Below are 20,724 nucleotides of genomic sequence, written 5' to 3'. Positions count from 1 at the left end.
ATAAATCATCCCTTCGGGACAGCCCTACAATATAAATTATCCTCCGGAATTTGATATTGATATTGCCATTGATATTGATATTGAATCTTTTTCCCTCTAATATTTAGCCAATCTTAATACAACTATCTCTTTTAAAACCAACAAATTAATATTGACTTAAGGTTCAATTAAGCCAAAAATAGATAGATGGAACATTCGTTATTATTGCAACTTATAACAATAACGAAGATGTTTTACAAAACGATTTCTCTGGTGTTTTTATTCGGTTTTTGGAGTGTAAATGCACAACAAAATGATTCGATTACCAAAATTGACAGTACTTCAAAAAGTCATTTAAAATTCAATTACAAGCAATTAATTATTCCGGGAGTATTAATTGGATATGGCGTTATTGGTCTTGAAAGTGATCAGCTTTTAACTTTTAATCATCAAATCAAAGCTGAAGTTACAGAAGATATTGACAACAAAATCACCATTGATGATTTCTCTCAATATGCGCCTGCCGCATCTGTTTATGCCTTGAATGCTTTTGGTGTAAAAGGCAAGAATAATATGCGGGATCGGTCAGTAATATTTGTTACTTCGTACGCGATTATGGCTACAACAGTTTTAGGTTTAAAATCGCTTGTTCATGAAGAACGCCCGGACGGAAGTTCGAATAATTCATTCCCTTCCGGACATACGGCAACTGCTTTTGCCGGAGCCGAGTTTTTATGGCAGGAATACAAAGACAAATCGATTTGGTACGGAATTGCCGGTTATGCCGTTGCAACCGGAACGGGATTATTTAGAATTTACAACAATCGCCATTGGTTAACTGATGTTGCCGCCGGAGCCGGAATCGGGATTTTGAGTACGAAACTGGCATATTGGATGAATCCGTACATTACCAAAAAACTTTTTAAATCATCTTCTGAAAGTAAATCAACTTCTATGGTGATGCCTTTTTATAACGGGCAACAATATGGGTTGGGATTTGTGAAGGTGTTTTAGATTTTTTATCTGCCACTTCCAATAACTATTGGGATTCACAGATTAAAAGATTTTTTTTTGCCGCGAATTACACAAATTTTCACGAATTATATTGATTATATTTGAATGAAATTTGTGAAAATTTGTGTAATTCGCGGCAAAAAACTTTTATGTATTCGAAGTATTATTCTTAATCTCCATAACTTCTCGTTTTACTTCCAGAAGTAAATCTTTCATACTTTGAGATTCTGTTACTTCATGTCGTTTATCGCTTCGGCCAATGCTGCATTCATATTCCCAGATTTCAAGAATATCAGAAGCTTTCACTTCATAATTTGGATAAAAACGATTATCTGATTCCAAAACCAAAGCATTCTTTTTGTTCTTGTTCAGACGTTTATACACCATTCCTTCATTTTTTGTAATCAGTATATAGGTTCTGCCATCCATCACCTCTCCCAGCCTTTCTACATAACGCCCAATAATAATAGAACCGTCTTCGTGTGGTGGCATTGAATCGCCTTCTACAGGAAATCCGCGGTGTTTTCCAGGTCCTAAAAACGGAAGTGAAACTTGCTGTAGACTTTCGATATATTCCGGATCGGCATAACCGTTTAGATATCCAGCTTTTGCTTTTTGAGATACAATTTCGATATAATTCTCTCCAAAACTATCTACTTGTATCGGTAAAATGAGTCGGTTACCTTCTAGTTTTATCAGGTTTTCAATGTGTATCTTTCGTATATCGACAGACAATAGTAAATCGATACTCATATGAAAATATAAAGCAATCTGCTTTAAAATGTCATACGGTGCTTCGGAGGTTCCATCTTCGTATTTAACGTATCTTCCTCGGGTAATTCTAAGGTTTTCAGCTAATTTCTCCTGAGATATTTTATGCTTAACCCTCAATGCTCTGATGTTATCTGAAAATAAGGACATAATTAATTTGTTATAATTTGGAACAACAAATATACAAAAAAATGTTATCATCTGTACTAATTTTGTAAAGTACAGAAAAACAAATTGTGAAGTGATTATGAAATTGAGAAGTATAAGTGCCCCAAAATCAATAGAATTGTACATTCCGGATGTAAGTTCGGAACTAAAAATACCTTTTTTTGATGTTGGTATTAGCGCTGGTTTTCCTTCTCCCGCTGATGATTTTATCGAATTATCGATTGATCTCAATAAAGAATTTATCAAACATAAATATACTACTTATTTCGCTAGAGTAAAAGGTCATTCCATGAAAAATGTAGGTATTAATGATGGTGATTTATTAATTATTGATAAAAGCCTGGAACCGCAAAACAATAAAATTGCTGTCTGCCAAATAGATGGCGAATTTACTGTAAAGCGTATCAAAATAGAAAAAGATATAATTTGGCTTATTGCCGAAAATGAAGATTATCAACCTATAAAAGTAACCGCAGAAAATAATTTTGTGATTTGGGGAATTGTTATTCATAGTATTAAATCTTTTTAAATTAATTGTCAGTCTGAGCGAAGTCGAAGACCTTTTATACGATGAAGCTCTTCGACTCCGCTCAGGGTGACAAAATAAGAAATAAAAACACGTTTATAAATGTTTGCTTTAGTCGATTGTAACAATTTTTATGCTTCTTGTCAAAGAGTATTTGATCCACATTTAAGAGGAAAACCTATCGTTATTCTCTCTAACAATGATGGCTGTGTTATTTCGCGTTCTGATGAAGCTAAAGCTCTGGGCATACCAATGGCTATTCCTGCTTTTAAATATGAATCTGTTTTTAAAGAAAAAAACATTTTTGTTTATTCTTCTAATTACCCGCTATACGGCGATATGAGTAATCGGGTAATGAACCTGCTTCAAACTTATACTCCAGAAATCGAGATTTACAGCATTGATGAAGCTTTCCTGAAATTTTCAGGCTACGATTTATTTGATCTGAATGCACTGGGTCTGAAAATGCGGAAAGAAGTAACACAAGGAACAGGAATTCCTGTTAGTATAGGTTTTGCGCCAACCAAGGCTTTGTCTAAAATGGCGAATAAAATTGCCAGAAAATTTGCAGATCGTACGCAGGGTGTTTATTGTATTGACTCTGAAGAAAAAAGGATTAAAGCATTAAAATGGACAAAAATTGAAGATGTCTGGGGAATTGGAAGAAAACATGCCAAGCGGCTCAAAGCAAAAAAAATCAACACTGCTTATGAATTTACCCAACTTCCGGATGCTTGGGTAAGAAATGAAATGTCTGTAGTTGGACTTCGGTTGAAACATGAATTAGAAGGAAAATCAACTTTAGGATTAGAAGAAGTCGCAGACCGGAAAATGATTGCCACTACAAGATCTTTCGAAAAAAAGTATACTACTTATGAAGAAATATCAGAACGAATCAGCACATTTACAGCTTCTTGTGCTGAAAAATTAAGGCGTCAGGATTGTAATTGCAACATGGTAACTGTTTTTATTCAAACTAGCTTTTTAAAAAACGAAGAAACTCGGTATTCACGAAGTATTACTATTACAACTGATTTTCCAACTAATTCGACAATAGAGCTTAATGAGGCCGCGCAAAAAGGATTTAAAGCTATTTTTAAAAAAGACTTCCGCTATAAAAAAGCTGGTGTAATTGTAATGGGGTTAACACCAAATAGTGAAACCCAGCTTAATTTATTCGAAAGTTCAAATCCTAAACATCTGCCTTTAATGAAGGCAATTGATAAAATGAACCTAAATTATGGTAATAATAAAATTAAATTCGGTGTACAATCTTTGGGACGGCAATGGAAAATGAAGCAGGATAGATTATCTCCCAAATTTTCTACTTCACTCAAAGATGTTATTACTATTAACGTTTAAATGTTCTTAAAAAAAATCACAGAAAAACAATCAATTTCACGTTATATTAATGAGATGAAAAAGCAAGAATATGCCATAGTAGATATCGAAACCACCGGTGGAAACGCCAGTGGCAGCCGCATTACCGAAATTGCGATTATCATCCATGACGGAGAAAACGTAATTGAACGCTATGAAACACTCGTTAATCCAGAAAAAGAAATACCGATTTCGATTTTTGCTTTAACGGGAATTAATAATGAAATGGTTCGTGATGCACCAATTTTTGATGATGTTTCAGAGAAAATATTAGAAATGCTTACGGATCGAATTTTCGTGGCGCATAATGTCAACTTCGATTATTCATTTGTTCGCCATCAACTGGAACAAGCGGGTTTTAAATGGACAGCAAGAAAGTTATGTACGGTTCGCGCAGCAAGAAAAATCAGACCGGGTTTAGGATCATATAGTTTAGGAAATCTTTGCAATTCATTAGATATATCTTTAGAAAACAGACATCGTGCCGGCGGAGACGCTGATGCTACCGCCATATTATTTTCGAAGTTACTCGAATGGGACGATGAAGGTCATATTGAAAAAATGATCAAAAATACGGCACAAGATCAGCGTTTACCTCCTAACCTTCCGCCGGAAGATTTTAATAACTTACCTGAAAAACCTGGTGTTTATTATTTTTATAATGAAGTAAAAAAAGTAATCTATGTTGGGAAAGCGGTTAATATAAAAAAACGTGTTGCCTCTCATTTTAGCGGACATAAAATTAATCCACAAAGGCAACATTTCTTGCGCGATATTTATTCGATTTCCTTCGAAGTTTGTGGCAACGAATTAATGGCACTTCTGCTGGAATGTACAGAAATTAAACATCTTTGGCCAACTTATAACAGAGCTTTAAAACGATTTGAGCCAAAATTTGGGTTGTATCAATATGAAGCCCGTAACGGATATAAATATTTGGCAATTGGTAAACTCAATAAATTTCAGTCCTGTATTGAGCATTTCAGTAGTTTACACGAAGCAACAAATATATTGCGGGGTCTGGCAGAACAATTTGAAATTGATTATAGATTTTGTAAATATTCAAAACCTGAGGAAGGAGAAATATTTCAGAATAATGATGTAAAAGATTTGCCGGAGGTTTCGCTTCACAATGAGCAAGTTGACAATGCGATTGATTTTTTATTAAACAACAGACCCACTTTTGCCATTATAGAAAAAGGAAGAACAGCACACGAACGAAGCTGTATCTGGATAGAAAATGGTCATTTTTATGGTATGGGATATATTCCTTTAGATGTTACGATTACTGATCCTTTAGAAATAAAGAATTATGCTACGCCGTATAAAAGCAATCAATATATTGTGCAGTTAATTTTTGCTTACGCAGAAAAAAACCCACGTAAAGTATTCTTTAACAAACAGTTTCTAAAATAAAAACATGATTTTGTGTAAATATAAAGGCGCAAAAAGCTGTAAATTTAATGATACAACAAATTAAATCTACTATGAAAATAGCAACTTATAACGTAAACGGAGTCAACGGACGCTTAAATGTTTTATTGAAATGGCTTGAAGAAGCCACTCCCGATATTGTGTGTCTGCAGGAATTAAAAGCGCCTCAGGATAAATTTCCGATTAAAGAAATTAATGATGCAGGTTATAATGCCATTTGGCACGGACAAAAGCAATGGAATGGCGTTGCGATTCTGGCTCGTGATATGGAGATTGAAGAGGTAACGCGCATTCTTCCGGGAGACGACGAAGATGTTCAGAGTCGTTATATCGAAGCTTTGATTAACGGAATTGTGGTTGCATGTCTTTATCTGCCAAACGGAAATCCTGCGCCTGGTCCAAAATTAGAATATAAACTAAAATGGTTTGAACGTTTGGCTGATCGCGCAGAAACATTATTGAGTTTAAAAACTCCGGTAATATTGATTGGAGATTATAATGTGATGCCGACAGAAATGGACGTTTATAAACCTGAAAAATGGGTGAACGATGCTCTTTTCAGACCCGAAGTCCGAAAAGCGTTTAAGGATATTGTAGCACAAGGATGGACAGATGCAATTCGTACTTTATATCCTGATGAGAAAATTTACACTTTTTGGGATTATTTTAGAAATGCTTATGAGCGAAATGCCGGCTTGAGAATTGATCATTTTTTACTGAGTCCTCAATTAGCAAAAAAATTGCTTTCCGGAGGAGTTGACCGCCATGTGCGGGGATGGGAAAAAACAAGCGACCATGCTCCGGTATGGATTGAAATTGATACAAAATAATTGAACAATGACACTATTTAGCGATACCGAATTATTTGCAACAGGTTTAGCAGGAAAAAAAGTTTTTGACCTGCCTGATGCAGAACTTATTTTGATCGATAATTTCTTCACTAAAGAAGAATCTGATCGTTTTTATGAAAAATTACTTCATCAAACTAAATGGAGAGAATATGAAATGGAAATATATGATAAAATTGTTACGGCTCCGCGAATGATTTCCTGGTATGAAGACAAAGATAATCCCGGAGCAGATCAAAACGGACCTGACTGGACTTATGAATTATTGACTATTAGAGGCAGAGTCGAAAAAGAAACTCAGCTTGATTTTAATAGTTTGCTGCTTAATTTATATCGAAATGGCAATGATGGTGTTTCATGGCACAGCGATAAAGAACACAATTCAGGACCAAATCCTGTTATTGCTTCTGTTACTTTTGGAGAGACCAGAATGTTCAGGTTGCGTCATAAATTTAAAAAAGAAATTCCGCAAGTAGAAATTCCACTCCACCACGGATCTTTTTTATTAATGGCAGGAACAACTAACAGTTTCTGGCAACATCAGGTACCTAAAACAGCCCGAAATGTATTACCCAGAATCAATTTAACTTTTAGGCAAACAAACCGAAGTGACTAAATTATAAATCACTTAAAATGAGTTTTTTTACACTTGTTTACGACGAGGAAAATTCCTCCTCTAAAAGTTAAAATACTCAGTACATGAACCTTTTATTAGGCAGAGCTTATCTTTTTTACTACTTTTGCAACCTTTTTTTATATATAAATTTCCACAATGGCTTACTCCAACAATGATTTATTGCGTTTTTTAGATGCGCAAAACAAACTTTATCTTACTGCTTTTTCTGAAATCAAAAAAGGAAAAAAAGAGACGCACTGGATGTGGTTCATTTTTCCTCAGATTAAAGGATTAGGCCAGAGTGATACTGCAAATTATTATGCCATTAACGATTTAAAAGAAGCAACTGAGTTTCTTGAACATCCTATTTTAGGAAAACATCTTATCGAAATTTCGGAATTGATTTTGACTTTTAAAAGAAAATCAGCAGATGGAATTTTAGGAGATTTAGATGCGCGTAAATTACGTTCTTCTATGACATTATTTTCTTTAGTAGAAAATACAAATCCAATATTTCAGGAAGTATTAGAAGCTTTTTTCTCTGGAGAATCTGATCCGTTAACTTTGTCTATTATTAATTCATCTATAAAATCTTCTGTTGAAACTGAAATGGTGTAATTCCGTTCACAATTCATTAGATTTTTTCAATTAACACTACATTTTTGCTTTTGCAAATTGTAGTGTTTTTTTAGCCCACAGATTTTACGGATTTAACAGGTTTGCACCGGTTTTTTTATTACTCAAAATAGACCATAAAAAATGCCTTGCTAAAAACAAGGCATTTATATTTTTAATTAAAATCAAAGTAAAAAAAGAAAACCTGCGTTAATCCGTTTAATCCGTACAACCTCGGGCTAACTTTTATCATATTTAAACTTAGAGCCTTAGTATCTCAGCACCTTAGCACCTCTTTTTAAACTTCTTTAGGTTTCGTCAAGTAATAAACTGGAATTCCTGTTAGCATAATTAATACGCCCCAACCACAAGTAGAAAATTTTGTAATCAATAACGAAATACAAACTGCTGTTGCAATAACAATATATAACATTGGTAGAAAAGGATATCCAAATGCTTTATAAGGTCTTTCTGCATCTGGCATTTTTTTACGTAAGATAAAAATTCCGTAGATCGTTAAAATATAGAAAATCAAAACAATGATAATTACAAAATCTAATAAATCACCATATTTTCCTGTCAGGCATAAAGCCGAAGCCCAAATACATTGTGCCCAAAGTGCCCATGCCGGAACACTGGATTTATTTAAAATAGCTGCTTTTTTAAAGAAAAGACCATCATTTGCCATTGTATAATAAACTCTTGCACCAGCCATGATTAACCCATTGTTACAGGCAAAAGTCGAAATCATAATCATAATCGCAATAATCAAAGTTCCAATATCGCCAAAAATATATTGCGAAGCTACTACTGCTACTCTATCTGATTTTGCTGTTGCAATTTCGTCTAACGGAACAACTGCCAAATACATTAAATTAGTCAGAACATAAATAATAGTCACAATAAAAGTTCCTAAAAATAAACTAAAACCAACGTTCCGTTTCGGGTTTTTAATTTCTCCTGCAATAAAAGTCACACCATTCCAGGCATCGCTGGAAAATAATGATCCAACCATTGCTGCCGAAATTCCTGTAACTAAAGCTGTTCCGCTAATAGGCAACCATGATCCTGTATCTTTATTAAAAGAACGTGTTGTCCACGCATCTGCCCAGTTAGCATCCCAAACTGAAGCTTTTGCTGCTAGTGTTAATCCAAATACGATTAATCCTAACAATGATAAAATTTTTATTATCGTAAGAACTGTTTGCAGAATTTTTCCGTTTTTTACACCGCGGCTATTAATAAATGTCAATAAAACAATAGTAAGGATTGACACGATCTGAGCGGCATTGAGTTTAAATGATCCTAACTCATACAATATATTTTCGTCACTTAAAGGTTCGTAAAGATAAGCTGCAAACTTCGAGAAAGCGACACCAACAGCAGCAATTGTTCCAGTCTGAATTACCGCAAAAAAACTCCAGCCGTATAAAAAAGCAATTAACTTATTGTAAGCTTCTTTCAGATATACATATTGCCCTCCCGCTTTTGGAAACATCGCACTCAGCTCACCATAACTTACAGCAGCAATAATGGTAATTAATCCGGAGATTAGCCAAATTAAAGTTAGCCATCCCGCAGAGCCTACTTGTCTGGCAATATCAGCACTCACAATAAATATCCCAGATCCTATCATAGACCCCACCACAAGCATGGTTCCGTCTAATAATCCAAGTTCTCTTTTAAAATTTTCCTGATCGTTTTCTTGCATGGTTTCGTTTTTTTGGTTGGCTAAAGATATACTTTTTTCTGAAATTCCAAATCGTGAAATTTTAAATTTCAATTCTTATTTAAAGTCTAAGGCTGAGGGATATTAAAGCAGATTTAAAATTAAAAATTCAAATCTGAAGGATCTAAAATAATATAGTATTATCCCTCTGGATTTTGTCTAAGCTTTGAGATCAGCTTTATCTTTTATTGCATCCAGATATTCACCTGTACTATTGTAAAAGGCATACCAACTCAATCTTTCAAGCAAACCTCGATTTCATTAGATTTTAGATAATAATTGCATTTACGGATTTCCATAAAATTATACTTTTTCATCTGTTTACATTTGACATACAATTAAGAGTATTAAGCTAAACGGAATCAAATGAAAACTATTTATTATTTATCTCTTTCACAATAATCAATTATTAGATTAATTAACTACAAATAAATATTTCGTTTAATAATACATACAAAATCTAAAAAAATCTTATTATGCCAATTATTAACTGTCCTGAATGCAATACAAGGGTGTCAGATCAAGCCAACAAATGTCCACAATGTGCCTATCCAATTAAGTCTGGTAATGAAATAACAGTAAAAAATAGTGAAGGTTGTTTTCTTCAGACATTAAATTTCGGATGTATGTTTATTGTTGTCACAATCGGAGTTATATTCTTGTTCATATTTCTAATGTCTATATTCTCTTAATCTTAGTAAAAACAATTACTTAAATTATATTTGTTTTAGATCAATAACTATGAAAAAATTCTCTCTGATTCTGTTATTACTTATTCTTAATTCATGTGCTACTAACTATTATTTTGTTAACATCGATGAGGACACTACAATTTTCACTTCAAAAAATGGAAAAGAATCAGTTACTGTAATTCCAAAAGGATCTGGTGCATATATTAATAGAAGCGATAAAAAAATAAGAAAACTAAAATGGAGGAATTTTAAAGGGTGGGTTATAAATCCTATATATAGTAATTCGAGTTTTTCTCGCAATTCAAATAATAACAATTTAAGCAATAACAATCTTTCAAACAATAGTTATAATAATCCTCAACAAAAACTTAATCAGCAGGAACCGTTCAGGTAAAAGGTTATACAAGAAAAAATGGAACTTACGTTGCTCCGCATACACGAAGTGCTCCAAGAAGAAGATAAGTAAAATGACACTTCAAATTAACTAAATCAAAAAAAAAAAAAATGAAATTAATTATATCTTTTTTAATCCTTATTCTTACTCTTGGTTGTAAACAAAACGAAAAAAAAGAAATCATCATTGAAGATCAAATTAAAAAAGTAAATAAAATGGAAGAAATTACATTAAAGGTATTTACTTATAAAGATATTGCCAGATACACTATGGCATCAATTATGGGGCAACAACCTAAAATAATTAGTGCGCTCAAAAAAGATAACTTATACTATGTGTCATATTTTAGAAAATCAGATAGAAAGAAATTTGAGTATAAAATAATATTTGATGGCAACAAAATTCTGTGGTCAAATATAGATGGAAGATGGAGAGATTCTCAATATGACGAAAAAATTATTTTTATAGAAAAAAACAATACACTATCTATAATTCAAACTTTTAGTGATGGTTCTGAGGATATTAAAGAATATAAAAAGGGTCAATAAGAATTGTAATTTTAAAACAAATCAAAAGGATATTTTATATTTTAGCGGTAATAAAGGTCAGTAGTATAACACAATAATTTATACAAATAGAAGTCTTTTTTCATGCACAAAATGTCTCAAACAGAAGAAATAATTAATAAAGTTGCCCAAGATAAAATAGACGTTAATCTTGGTATAAAGCTTTTATTCGAAGATCCGGAATATAATTTCGAAAGACTTTTTACAACTTTAAAAAATTACATATTTAACTCTATTCCTGATAAAACTGATTATAATACAGAAACATATCAAAAGGCAATTCATACAATTCCATTAAAGCCAACCCACACACCTATTATATTTCTAAAAAGATTTTCTTTAAAAATTGCTCTTAGTAAATTATCTGAACTTCCTAAAAACGAAAATAAAAAAATAATAACTTCATTACTTTGGATTTTTAAAGTAACTGATACTGAAAGAAGAAACACGGAATGTAAAAATGGTTGTGGACATTTTTGGCATGAACTTCAATAAAAACATGATTATACTTCAGGAGTTTTACTATTGAATACTTACAAAAGTATTTCTAACAAAAAATTAGAAAGTCAAAATATCTCATGATAAACGGAGTCTTCTTTTAAATAAAATAAATATTCCGGAAAACTATATTTACTTCATTATCTAAGCTAAACAAAAAAGTTCTATTTTTTATTTAATAACCAATCTTCATTTTTAGTTTTAATGATTTGATTTCTCTAAAAACAAGGCTTAAAAATAATATAAAATACTTATTATCAATACATTATACTTACCAAATCAATTTAACAAGAAAAAATATATCTACTGTCGAATCGTATCTTTTTTTTATTAAATTTGGGATAAGTGTTCATCAGTCTTAAAAAAACAAACTTTTCGTTAACAATTGTTTACTTTTACAACCTGTTAAAGCAGCTAACCCAAAAGCTTATTTACAGAAGACATGTTCAGACAAACACTCTTATCAGACACAGAAAATTATTAACCTACAAATCTAAAGTTATGTCTAAGAGTTCGTTTTTTAGAAACATACGTTTCCCGAATGTTTTCATTCTATTGCTTATTGTATTTGCTTCTTGTGCGTTGCTAATTTGTATTAATTTTTTTACTATAAAGATATTATCTGCTAACAGAGCATATGTTAACGGAGAATCACATTACTCGAAAGGACAAAAAGACGCCTCCAGACATCTCATTACCTATCTCTATACCAAAGATCCCAATCAATGGAAACAATATCTGGAAGAATTAAAAGTTCCTCAGGGTGATGGTATTGCCAGAAAAACACTTTTAAAAGCAGGTGATAATAAGATCGCACGTGAAGGTTTTTTAATTGGTCGAAATCATAGAGATGATTTAGATGATCTTGTTTGGCTATTTGTAAATTTTCAGCAAGTTTCTTTCTTGGCAAAAGCGATTAATGAATGGGGACAAGGCGACGAACTCATTTTTAAATTATTCATTGTTGGACAACAAGTTAATGCCGAAATTAGTCACGGAATTCTAACTCCGGCAAGTCAGCAAATTTTTTTAAAGCAAATTATTTCTATCAGCGATAAACTCACCGTAAATGAGCGTAATTTCTCGAATACGCTGGGAGAAGGAACCCGTAAAATCAAGAATCTTTTAATTATTACAAATATTGTATTCATTTTAATAATTGTACTGAGTGTATGTTCTTATTATTCGATAATGGTAAAACGATTACTTGTTTCTAAAAAAGAAATTGAGATAAAAAATGAGAATCTGGTTATTGTTAATCGCGAATTAGATCGATTTGTTTATAGTGCATCACATGATTTGAGATCACCAATAACATCCTTAAAGGGCTTAATAGAAATTACTCAATTAGAAGATAATATTGACCAAATTAAAACTTATCTAGATCTGATGCACAAAAGCCTGACTAAACAAGATCAATTTATAATTGATATCATTGATTATTCAAAAAACAAACGAAAACAAGTCGTGATGGAACCTGTAAGTCTGGAGGAATTATTTGATGAAGCAATCTCACAATTAATGCATATTGAAAATGCCAGCCGCATTACTTTTACAAAAGAATTATTAGTAGATGAAATTCAAAGTGATGGGTTACGCCTAAAAATCATTATCTCTAACTTACTCTCAAATGCAATAAAATATGCAGATATCAATAAACAAGAAATGTTTATTAGCGTAAAAACGTACTTCGTTGACGGTTGTAATAAAATAGAGGTACTGGATAACGGAATTGGAATCAAAGAGGAATTTAAGGACAATATTTTTGAAATGTACTTTGGCACAAACAAAAACAAAGGTTCAGGATTAGGACTCTACATTGTAAAAGAAGCTGTAGAAAATATAAAAGGAAATATTTCAGTATTCTCTGAAAGCACCATTGGAAGCAGATTCATTGTAACAATACCTAACTAATATGCAAACTAAACCTGTATTTCTGATAATTGAGGACAATTTAATTGATCAGCTTGTAATTACTCAATTATTAAAAAAGGTACTGGAAATTGATCAAATTATTATCGTTAATAATGGCAAGGAAGGAATTGATTGGCTTGAAACTCAAAAAAAGACTCTATCACTAATTATTTTATTAGACATACAGATGCCATTAATGAATGGTTTTGAATTTCTGGATGAGTTTCATAAATTAAATAAAGAGATTAAAAAAGAAACTCAGATTTATGTTTTATCATCAACTTTAGATTATGATGAGCTTGAGCACATTCATAAGAATGATTATGTGACTGGATTTTTAAACAAACCTTTTCCGATTGAAGAATTTAAAAGAAAATTCAAATTTGCTTAACTACTTGATTATTATTGCAGGATTCGATTTACCTGCGAAAAAGTCCTTTGATAGTAAGGTTCTTTTGTAGAAGAAATCATTACTCCTCCATGAGTTGAAGAATGTACAAATTTAATTTCCCCGTCTGCTACTTCTACTACCATACCTACATGATTGATTTGGCGTCTTCCATTAGTTTTAAAGAAAATCAAATCTCCTTTTTGAGCTTCTTCTGTACCTACTTTCGTTCCAATTCTGGATTGTTCAATAGAACTTCTTGGCAATTTAATATCAAAATTACTAAAGGTACAAATCATTAATCCCGAACAATCAAAACCTGCTTTTGTAGTACCGCCTGACCTGTATCGAGTCCCAATATTCTCAGTTGCATTAACAATCAGTTGATTCACTAAATCTGAATGATTGCTTATTCGGAATACTGTAGTGGTATCTTTTTTAATTTCAGAATTATCAACAACCTGAGACGGTTCTGATAAACCCTCATTAATTTGTGGCGCTATTATACCTGCAGCCGCAGCTTTTTCTTTTGTAGTGCTGATTTTTAACACATAACCAACTGGCAATTTACCTTTGATAATTGGATTTTGTCTTTCAAGTTCTGCAACCGTTATTCCGTATCTCTTTGCAATTGCATATTTAGTTTCTTTTGGCTGTACCTCAACAGCTACTTCTACATTGTTTGAAGAGACAATTTCGGGCTTTACTTCATCGGTTTTTTCCTTATTTTCTAAAGTGCCAATCGCTGTTTCAGCAATCTGAGTTTGAGATGCCACAGAAGTATTGTTGCTTTCCTGATTTGCTTTTTCTTGTGTAGTTCTAATTTTCAGAAGATAACCAACTGGTAATTTTCCTTTAATAGATGGATTTTGTTTTTCCAGTTCTGCAACTGTTATTCCGTATTTTTTAGCAATAAGATATTTTGTTTCTTTAGGTTTTACCTCGACTATAACCTCAACATCTGTTGAAGGAATTAATTCCGGTTTTACTGTGTTCTGATTTTTTGTTACATTCTCGACTGATACAATTGCATTAGACGGAATGTTAAGTTTTTGTCCTATTTTCAAACCTTCACTTTCGAGCGACGGATTTACTTTTTTTAAATCTTCAACAGAGATATTATATTTTTTTGAGATTGCCCACAGGGTTTCTTTTTCGAGAACTTCGTGAAGAGCTGAACCTGAAGTTGCTGTAGTTGTACTTGCAATGGTTTCAGTTTTTTTAGCAGTGACTTTTTTATCTGTATTCGGAATTAAAAGAACCGAATTTAGTTTTAAAACTTTAGGAGCATTAGGATTGGCCTCCTTGATATCTTTGGCTTTTACACCATATTTTTTAGCAATTACAGTAAGGTTCTCTCCTTTTGATATTTTGTGTTTGATAAATTTTTCTTGAGAAGAAACTCCAACACTAAAAAGAAACAATACTATAATTAATCTAAAAACCATATCTTTTAATTTTAATTAATACTTTTTTAGGTTTAAATAATATAAATCTAAACCGAAACAATATAACTTGAGAAAAAGCAAATATATTATGTAAAAAGCGAATTTAACTTTTTAATGTAAAAGATACACGTTTTTTAACAACTAATTTACCTGTAATTAACGTCGTCGTTATAAAAATTATGTCAACCCTTTGAAAACGGGTGTTTTATAAAATATTCTCTTTTTTAACCAAAACTAACTTTAAACAGCTGGATTAAACTCCTAAAAAAAAACGCCCTGTTTTCACAGAGCGTTCTTATTATAATTGAATCTTAAAGATTAAGCTTTTCCGGCAGCAATTAAATTTAATGCTGAACCTGCAACGAACCAGCCAATTTGACCCGCGTTGTAAGTATGGTTTGCCAAAATAATATCTTTTGTACCATCAGCATGAACAAATTCTAATGTTAATGGTTTTCCTGGAGCGAACTCGGTTAAATCAGTAAAATTAATAGTATCGTTCTCCTGGATTTTATCGTAATCTGCTTCGTTTGCGAATGTTAATCCTAAAAGTCCTTGTTTTTTAAGGTTTGTTTCATGAATACGGGCAAAAGATTTTACCAATACAGCTTTAACACCCAAGAAACGTGGCTCCATTGCCGCATGTTCACGTGATGAACCTTCGCCATAATTATGATCTCCCACAACGATAGAAGGAACTCCGGCGGCTTTATAAGCACGTGCAACAGCGGGAACCGCATCGTAAGCACCTGTTAATTGATTTTTAACTGAGTTTGTTTTTTGGTTGAATGCATTTACGGCACCAATCAACATATTATTTGAAATATTATCTAAATGTCCGCGGAAACGCAACCATGGCCCTGCCATAGAAATATGATCTGTTGTACATTTTCCGAATGCTTTAATTAACAATTTAGCACCTGTAATATTTTTACCATCCCAAGCATCAAACGGAGCTAATAATTGTAAACGCTCTGATGCAGGATTTACAGCAACCTGAACTGCTGAACCATCTGCGGCCGGAGCCTGAAAACCAGGATCTTCAGCATCAAATCCTTTTGGAGGCAATTCGTCTCCTGTTGGAGCTTCTAACATTACTTCTTCTCCATCTTCATTGATTAACGTATCTGTTAATGGATTAAAACTTAAATCTCCGGCTATAGCCATTGCGGTTACTAATTCCGGTGAACCTACAAAAGCTAAAGTGTTTGGATTACCATCTGCACGTTTAGAGAAGTTACGGTTAAAAGAGTGCACAATTGTATTTCTTTCTTCTTTCTCAGCTCCATCTCTGTCCCACATACCAATACATGGTCCGCAGGCATTTGCAAAAACAGTAGCTCCAATTTTTTCGAAAGTATCAATAAATCCGTCTCTTTCAATTGTATAACGAACAACTTCTGAACCCGGTGTAATTGTAAATTGAGATTTAGTTTTTAAGTTTTTAGCGCTTACTTGTCTGGCTAAAGAGGCAGCACGTGCAATATCTTCATAAGATGAATTTGTACATGAACCAATTAAACCTACCTGAATTTGTAAAGGCCAGTTATTTTTGATTGCTGCTTCTTTCATTTTAGAAATTGGAGTAGCTAAATCCGGTGTAAATGGCCCGTTTAAGTGTGGCTCTAATTCTGTTAAGTTGATTTCGATAACCTGATCAAAATATTGTTCCGGGTTAGCATAAACTTCAGGATCTCCGGTTAAGTAAGAAGCTACTTTATCTGCAGCATCTGCAACATCGGCTCTGTTTGTAGAACGTAAATAACGACTCATAGAATCATCATAACCAAAAGTTGAAGTTGTAGCCCCAATCTCTGCACCCATATTACAAATAGTACCTTTTCCAGTACAAGACATAGAAGTTGCACCTTCTCCAAAATATTCAACAATAGCACCGGTTCCACCTTTTACAGTAAGAATACCGGCAACTTTAAGGATAACATCTTTAGGAGCAGTCCAACCTGATAATTTACCAGTTAGTTTTACTCCAATTAATTTAGGGAATTTAAGTTCCCAAGCCATGCCGGACATAACATCTACAGCATCTGCTCCACCAACACCGATAGCGACCATTCCTAAACCACCTGCATTTACAGTGTGAGAATCAGTACCAATCATCATTCCGCCAGGGAACGCATAATTTTCAAGTACTACCTGATGGATAATTCCGGCTCCCGGTTTCCAGAAACCTATTCCGTATTTATTAGAAACTGATGATAAAAAGTCAAAAACCTCATTACTTTGTGTTTTGGCTCTTGCCAAATCCGTTACGGCATCTACTTTTGCCTGAATCAAGTGATCACAGTGAACTGTTGTAGGTACAGCAACTTTAGCCTTACCAGCGTGCATAAATTGCAATAATGCCATTTGAGCAGTTGCATCCTGACATGCTACACGATCCGGTGCAAAATCAACATAATCAACTCCTCTTCCAAACGCCTTAGACGGATCTCCATCCCAAAGGTGATTGTATAAAATTTTCTCTGTTAGTGTAAGTGGACGACCAACAATCTCGCGTGCTTTATCAACACGATCCGGCATGTTCTCATACACTTTTTTAATCATTTCAATATCAAAAGCCATAAGTATAATTGTTTTTGTTTTTTTTATTTTGAACATGACAAGTTACGAAAAATAGAGTAGCCAGAAAAGAAAAAGCCTGAGTTTATCGACTCAGGCTTTTTATATATAATGATTATAACTAATCGTAAATTACATTACCAACAGTTTATGAGAAGGTGCAAATCTAGTTAGAGTAATACCATCTACTGCAGCTGTATATTCAGCAAGTGTAGGGGTTCTACCCAAAATTGTAGACAAAACTACTACCGGTGTAGAAGAAAGTAATGACTCTCCTTTTTTACCTTCAGTATCTTCTACTACTCTTCCCTGGAAAAGACGTGTTGAAGTTGCCATTACAGTATCTCCTTTTGCTGCTTTTTCCTGATTACCCATACAAAGGTTACATCCCGGACGCTCTAAATACAACATATTTTCATATTCAGTACGTGCTGCTCCTTTAGGTGCATTATCATTGAATTCGAAACCTGAGTATTTTTGCAGAACTTCCCAATCCCCTTCGGCTTTAAGTTCATCTACGATATTATAGGTAGGCGGCGCTACTACAAGTGGCGCTTTGAACACAACCTCACCGTGTTGATCTTCAATATTTTTAAGCATTTGAGCTAAAATCTTCATATCTCCTTTATGAACCATACAAGAACCAATAAATCCAAGATCTACTTTTTTCTCTCCTCCGTAGAAAGAAAGAGGTCTGATGGTATCGTGTGTATATCTCTTAGAAACATCAACGTTATTTACATCCGGATCAGCAATCATAGGCTCGATAATTTGGTCAAGATCTACAACAACTTCAGCATAATACTTTGCATTTGCATCTGGAGTAAGGGCTGGTTTTTCAGCTGATTTAATTTCTGTGATTCTCTTATCTGCTTTATTGATCAATCCCTGAAGAACTTGTTTTTCATTGTCCATTCCTTTATCGATCATGATCTGGATTCTGCTTTTTGCAATCTCAAGAGATTCAATTAAAGTATCATCTTCAGAAATACAGATAGAAGCTTTTGCTTTCATCTCTGCAGTCCAGTCTGTAAATGTAAAAGCCTGATCAGCAGTAAGAGTTCCAAGATGAACCTCAATAATTCTGCCTTGGAAAACATTTTCACCACCAAATTTCTTAAGCATTTGAGCTTGTGTTGAGTGAACTACATCACGGAAATCCATGTAGCCTTTCATCTCCCCTTTGAACGTTACTTTTACAGATTCAGGAATTGGCATTGAAGCCTCTCCTGTAGCAAGTGCAAGGGCAACTGTTCCTGAGTCAGCACCAAAAGCAACACCTTTTGACATTCTTGTATGAGAGTCACCACCAATAATGATCGCCCACTCGTCAATAGTAATGTCATTAAGCACTTTATGGATTACATCGGTCATTGCGTGGTAAACTCCTTTAGGGTCACGTGCAGTAATTAAACCGAAATCGTTCATGAATTTCATCAACTTTGGAATATTTGCCTGAGCTTTTTTATCCCATACTGATGCTGTGTGACATCCTGATTGGTATGCACCATCAACAATTGGCGAAATTACCGTAGCTGCCATAGATTCTAATTCCTGAGCAGTCATAAGACCAGTCGTATCCTGAGAACCTACAATATTTACTTCTACACGAACATCTGAACCTGCGTGTAAAACTTTACCCGGAGATATACCAACAGCGTTTCTGTTAAAGATTTTTTCTACTGCTGTAAGTCCTTGTCCTTCAACAGAAATTTCTTTTGACGGAGCAAATACAAGAGGAGCTTCGATATCTAAAATTTTAGCTGCTAATGTCTGAAGCTTTTTACCAAATACAATTGCATATGATCCTCCAGCTTTTATAAATTCCATTTTTTGAGGCGTAAATGCCTTAGAAATGTCAATTAATTCTTCGTCGCCATTATAAAGTTTCTTAGTTTTTGTATTAATAGTTAATACAGTACCTGTAGCAACAGAATATGCTTCTTCAAGAATTGGTTCGTTATTTTCATTACGAATGATATTTCCTTCTGCGTCAAGTTTTTTAACCCAGTTTTTAAGGTCTAAACCAATACCACCTGTAACATCAACAGTTGTCAGGAAGATTGGAGAAATTCCGTTTGTTCCCGCAACGATTGGAGCAATATTAATAAACGGAACATATGGACTTGCTTGTTTCCCTGTCCAAAGTGCTACGTTATTTACTCCTGACATTCTGGATGAACCTACACCCATTGTACCTTTTTCAGCAATCAACATAACGCTTGCGTCAGGATGTTTTGCCTGCAATGCTTTGATTTCCTCTTGTGCCTGAGGAGTAATCATACATTTACCATGAAGTTCACGGTCAGAACGTGAGTGCGCCTGGTTACCCGGAGAAAGCAAATCTGTAGAAATGTCTCCTTCACCAGCGATATAAGTAACTACTTTAATTTCTTCAACTACTTCTGGCAGTTTTGTAAAAAACTCTGCCTGAGCGTAACTTTTAATAATTTCTATAGCAATTGGATTACCATTTTTAAATGCTTCTTTTAGACGATCTGTGTCTGCCTCATAAAGGTAAACTTGCGACTTAAGAACCTCTGCAGCTTCTTTTGCAATAGAAGTATGATCTCCAAGTGCCAAATCTAAAAGCACTCGAATCGAAGATCCACCTTTCATGTGCGATAATAACTCAAACGCAAATGCAGGAGTTATTTCTTTTACTTCGTATTCACCGAGAATAATTTCCTTTAAAAATTGAGATTTCACACCAGCGGCACTAGTGGTTCCCGGTACAACATTATAAATAAAAAAGTGAAGAGAATCTTCTCTGTACTCGTTATTCACATCTTTAATTTGTTCAATGATTTCGCTTAATAATTCAGCTCCATCAATTGGTTTCGGGTTAAGCCCTTGACCTTTTCGTTCTTCAATCTCTTGGATGTAATCCTGATAAATATTCATAATAAAAGTCTTTTCTAGGTATTTTATTTTTTTTGTACGCAAATTTAGGTATTAAAGCCGACAATTAAAAAAAATATAATAGAAGTCGCCTTTTCAAAAATTATTATTGCTAAAAAACGATTTTCACTGCTTGTTTTTGTCAAAATATCAATTTTGAATAAAAAAAATAAATAATTGATATTTTAAAATCTATTCTTTAACAAAGTCGGAATTTGCTGTTACAAATGAAGTCAGATTTTACCCCTGTTTTAACGAAGAAT

The 20,724-nt window shown here is 33.5% G+C and carries 16 protein-coding genes; 11 read left to right on the top strand and 5 right to left on the bottom strand.

Annotation, left to right across the window (positions count from 1 at the left end; genetic code table 11):
• Window positions 1-228: 228 nt before the first annotated feature.
• Complete coding sequence (locus ASF10_RS04135; RefSeq protein ID WP_056245807.1) at window positions 229-993, top strand: phosphatase PAP2 family protein; 765 nt, start codon at window positions 229-231, stop codon at window positions 991-993.
• Window positions 994-1,140: 147 nt separating this feature from the next.
• On the opposite strand, the gene ASF10_RS04130 is transcribed toward ASF10_RS04135, so the two are convergent.
• The gene (locus ASF10_RS04130) at window positions 1,141-1,914 is read right to left on the bottom strand and encodes an XRE family transcriptional regulator (protein ID WP_041517349.1); all 774 of its coding nucleotides are present in this window, start codon (window positions 1,912-1,914) and stop codon (window positions 1,141-1,143) included.
• A gap of 97 nt (window positions 1,915-2,011) precedes the next feature.
• On the opposite strand from ASF10_RS04130, the gene ASF10_RS04125 reads away from it, so the two are divergent.
• From ASF10_RS04125 to ASF10_RS04100, 6 genes are all read left to right on the top strand, one after another.
• The gene (locus ASF10_RS04125; protein ID WP_056245804.1) at window positions 2,012-2,461 is read left to right on the top strand and encodes a LexA family protein; all 450 of its coding nucleotides are present in this window, start codon (window positions 2,012-2,014) and stop codon (window positions 2,459-2,461) included.
• A gap of 99 nt (window positions 2,462-2,560) precedes the next feature.
• Window positions 2,561-3,820, top strand: a complete 1,260-nt coding sequence (locus ASF10_RS04120) for a Y-family DNA polymerase (RefSeq protein ID WP_056245801.1) — start codon at window positions 2,561-2,563, stop codon at window positions 3,818-3,820.
• Window positions 3,821-3,874: 54 nt separating this feature from the next.
• Window positions 3,875-5,254 (top strand): exonuclease domain-containing protein, encoded by a 1,380-nt coding sequence (locus ASF10_RS04115; protein WP_056245860.1) that lies wholly within the window; start codon window positions 3,875-3,877, stop codon window positions 5,252-5,254.
• A gap of 71 nt (window positions 5,255-5,325) precedes the next feature.
• Complete coding sequence (gene xth, locus ASF10_RS04110) at window positions 5,326-6,102, top strand: exodeoxyribonuclease III (protein WP_056245858.1); 777 nt, start codon at window positions 5,326-5,328, stop codon at window positions 6,100-6,102.
• 7 nt (window positions 6,103-6,109) lie between these two features.
• The gene (locus tag ASF10_RS04105) at window positions 6,110-6,736 is read left to right on the top strand and encodes an alpha-ketoglutarate-dependent dioxygenase AlkB family protein (protein WP_056245800.1); all 627 of its coding nucleotides are present in this window, start codon (window positions 6,110-6,112) and stop codon (window positions 6,734-6,736) included.
• Window positions 6,737-6,892: 156 nt separating this feature from the next.
• Window positions 6,893-7,354, top strand: coding sequence for a DUF1810 domain-containing protein (locus ASF10_RS04100; RefSeq protein WP_056245797.1), 462 nt, complete (start codon window positions 6,893-6,895; stop codon window positions 7,352-7,354).
• A gap of 295 nt (window positions 7,355-7,649) precedes the next feature.
• Here the strand turns inward: ASF10_RS04100 and ASF10_RS04095 are convergent, their stop codons facing one another.
• Entirely contained in the window at window positions 7,650-9,062 is a 1,413-nt protein-coding gene (locus ASF10_RS04095) for an APC family permease (protein ID WP_056245855.1), read from the bottom strand.
• A gap of 1,214 nt (window positions 9,063-10,276) precedes the next feature.
• On the opposite strand from ASF10_RS04095, the gene ASF10_RS04085 reads away from it, so the two are divergent.
• The 4 genes from ASF10_RS04085 (at window position 10,277) to ASF10_RS04070 (ending at window position 13,535) form a co-directional block, all read left to right on the top strand.
• Complete coding sequence (locus ASF10_RS04085; protein ID WP_056245792.1) at window positions 10,277-10,714, top strand: hypothetical protein; 438 nt, start codon at window positions 10,277-10,279, stop codon at window positions 10,712-10,714.
• A gap of 111 nt (window positions 10,715-10,825) precedes the next feature.
• Window positions 10,826-11,227 (top strand): DUF5958 family protein, encoded by a 402-nt coding sequence (locus ASF10_RS04080; protein ID WP_056245789.1) that lies wholly within the window; start codon window positions 10,826-10,828, stop codon window positions 11,225-11,227.
• Window positions 11,228-11,731: 504 nt separating this feature from the next.
• Window positions 11,732-13,144, top strand: a complete 1,413-nt coding sequence (locus ASF10_RS04075; RefSeq protein ID WP_056245788.1) for a sensor histidine kinase — start codon at window positions 11,732-11,734, stop codon at window positions 13,142-13,144.
• 1 nt (window position 13,145) lies between these two features.
• Window positions 13,146-13,535: a response regulator gene (locus ASF10_RS04070; RefSeq protein ID WP_056245785.1), complete on the top strand. Its 390-nt coding sequence runs from the start codon at window positions 13,146-13,148 to the stop codon at window positions 13,533-13,535.
• Window positions 13,536-13,546: 11 nt separating this feature from the next.
• On the opposite strand, the gene ASF10_RS04065 is transcribed toward ASF10_RS04070, so the two are convergent.
• The 3 genes from ASF10_RS04065 to ASF10_RS04055 all read right to left on the bottom strand — a co-directional run bounded on the left by ASF10_RS04065 (window position 13,547) and on the right by ASF10_RS04055 (window position 20,464).
• On the bottom strand, window positions 13,547-14,980 hold the full coding sequence (locus ASF10_RS04065; protein ID WP_056245782.1) for a C40 family peptidase: 1,434 nt from the start codon (window positions 14,978-14,980) through the stop codon (window positions 13,547-13,549).
• Window positions 14,981-15,298: 318 nt separating this feature from the next.
• A complete protein-coding gene (locus tag ASF10_RS04060; protein WP_056245850.1) occupies window positions 15,299-17,563 on the bottom strand; it encodes an aconitate hydratase in 2,265 nt (754 codons plus the stop codon).
• A 129-nt stretch (window positions 17,564-17,692) separates the two neighbouring features.
• Complete coding sequence (locus ASF10_RS04055; protein ID WP_056245847.1) at window positions 17,693-20,464, bottom strand: bifunctional aconitate hydratase 2/2-methylisocitrate dehydratase; 2,772 nt, start codon at window positions 20,462-20,464, stop codon at window positions 17,693-17,695.
• Between the last annotated feature and the right edge of the window lie 260 nt (window positions 20,465-20,724).

Origin of the sequence: Flavobacterium sp. Leaf82, from assembly GCF_001422725.1 — a bacterium.
Lineage (GTDB): Bacteria > Bacteroidota > Bacteroidia > Flavobacteriales > Flavobacteriaceae > Flavobacterium.
The sequence above is the reverse complement of the archived record's forward strand: the minus strand, read 5'-3'. Positions and strand labels throughout refer to the sequence as shown.

Bases quoted from the DNA above. Each gene is read 5' to 3' on its own strand.
- ASF10_RS04135 (WP_056245807.1), top strand. From the start codon at position 229: ATGTTTTACAAAACGATTTCTCTGGTGTTTTTATTCGGTTTTTGGAGT.
- ASF10_RS04130 (WP_041517349.1), bottom strand. From the start codon at position 1,914: ATGTCCTTATTTTCAGATAACATCAGAGCATTGAGGGTTAAGCATAAA.
- ASF10_RS04125 (WP_056245804.1), top strand. From the start codon at position 2,012: ATGAAATTGAGAAGTATAAGTGCCCCAAAATCAATAGAATTGTACATT.
- ASF10_RS04120 (WP_056245801.1), top strand. From the start codon at position 2,561: ATGTTTGCTTTAGTCGATTGTAACAATTTTTATGCTTCTTGTCAAAGA.
- ASF10_RS04115 (WP_056245860.1), top strand. From the start codon at position 3,875: ATGAAAAAGCAAGAATATGCCATAGTAGATATCGAAACCACCGGTGGA.
- xth (WP_056245858.1), top strand. From the start codon at position 5,326: ATGAAAATAGCAACTTATAACGTAAACGGAGTCAACGGACGCTTAAAT.
- ASF10_RS04105 (WP_056245800.1), top strand. From the start codon at position 6,110: ATGACACTATTTAGCGATACCGAATTATTTGCAACAGGTTTAGCAGGA.
- ASF10_RS04100 (WP_056245797.1), top strand. From the start codon at position 6,893: ATGGCTTACTCCAACAATGATTTATTGCGTTTTTTAGATGCGCAAAAC.
- ASF10_RS04095 (WP_056245855.1), bottom strand. From the start codon at position 9,062: ATGCAAGAAAACGATCAGGAAAATTTTAAAAGAGAACTTGGATTATTA.
- ASF10_RS04085 (WP_056245792.1), top strand. From the start codon at position 10,277: ATGAAATTAATTATATCTTTTTTAATCCTTATTCTTACTCTTGGTTGT.
- ASF10_RS04080 (WP_056245789.1), top strand. From the start codon at position 10,826: ATGTCTCAAACAGAAGAAATAATTAATAAAGTTGCCCAAGATAAAATA.
- ASF10_RS04075 (WP_056245788.1), top strand. From the start codon at position 11,732: ATGTCTAAGAGTTCGTTTTTTAGAAACATACGTTTCCCGAATGTTTTC.
- ASF10_RS04070 (WP_056245785.1), top strand. From the start codon at position 13,146: ATGCAAACTAAACCTGTATTTCTGATAATTGAGGACAATTTAATTGAT.
- ASF10_RS04065 (WP_056245782.1), bottom strand. From the start codon at position 14,980: ATGGTTTTTAGATTAATTATAGTATTGTTTCTTTTTAGTGTTGGAGTT.
- ASF10_RS04060 (WP_056245850.1), bottom strand. From the start codon at position 17,563: ATGGCTTTTGATATTGAAATGATTAAAAAAGTGTATGAGAACATGCCG.
- ASF10_RS04055 (WP_056245847.1), bottom strand. From the start codon at position 20,464: ATGAATATTTATCAGGATTACATCCAAGAGATTGAAGAACGAAAAGGT.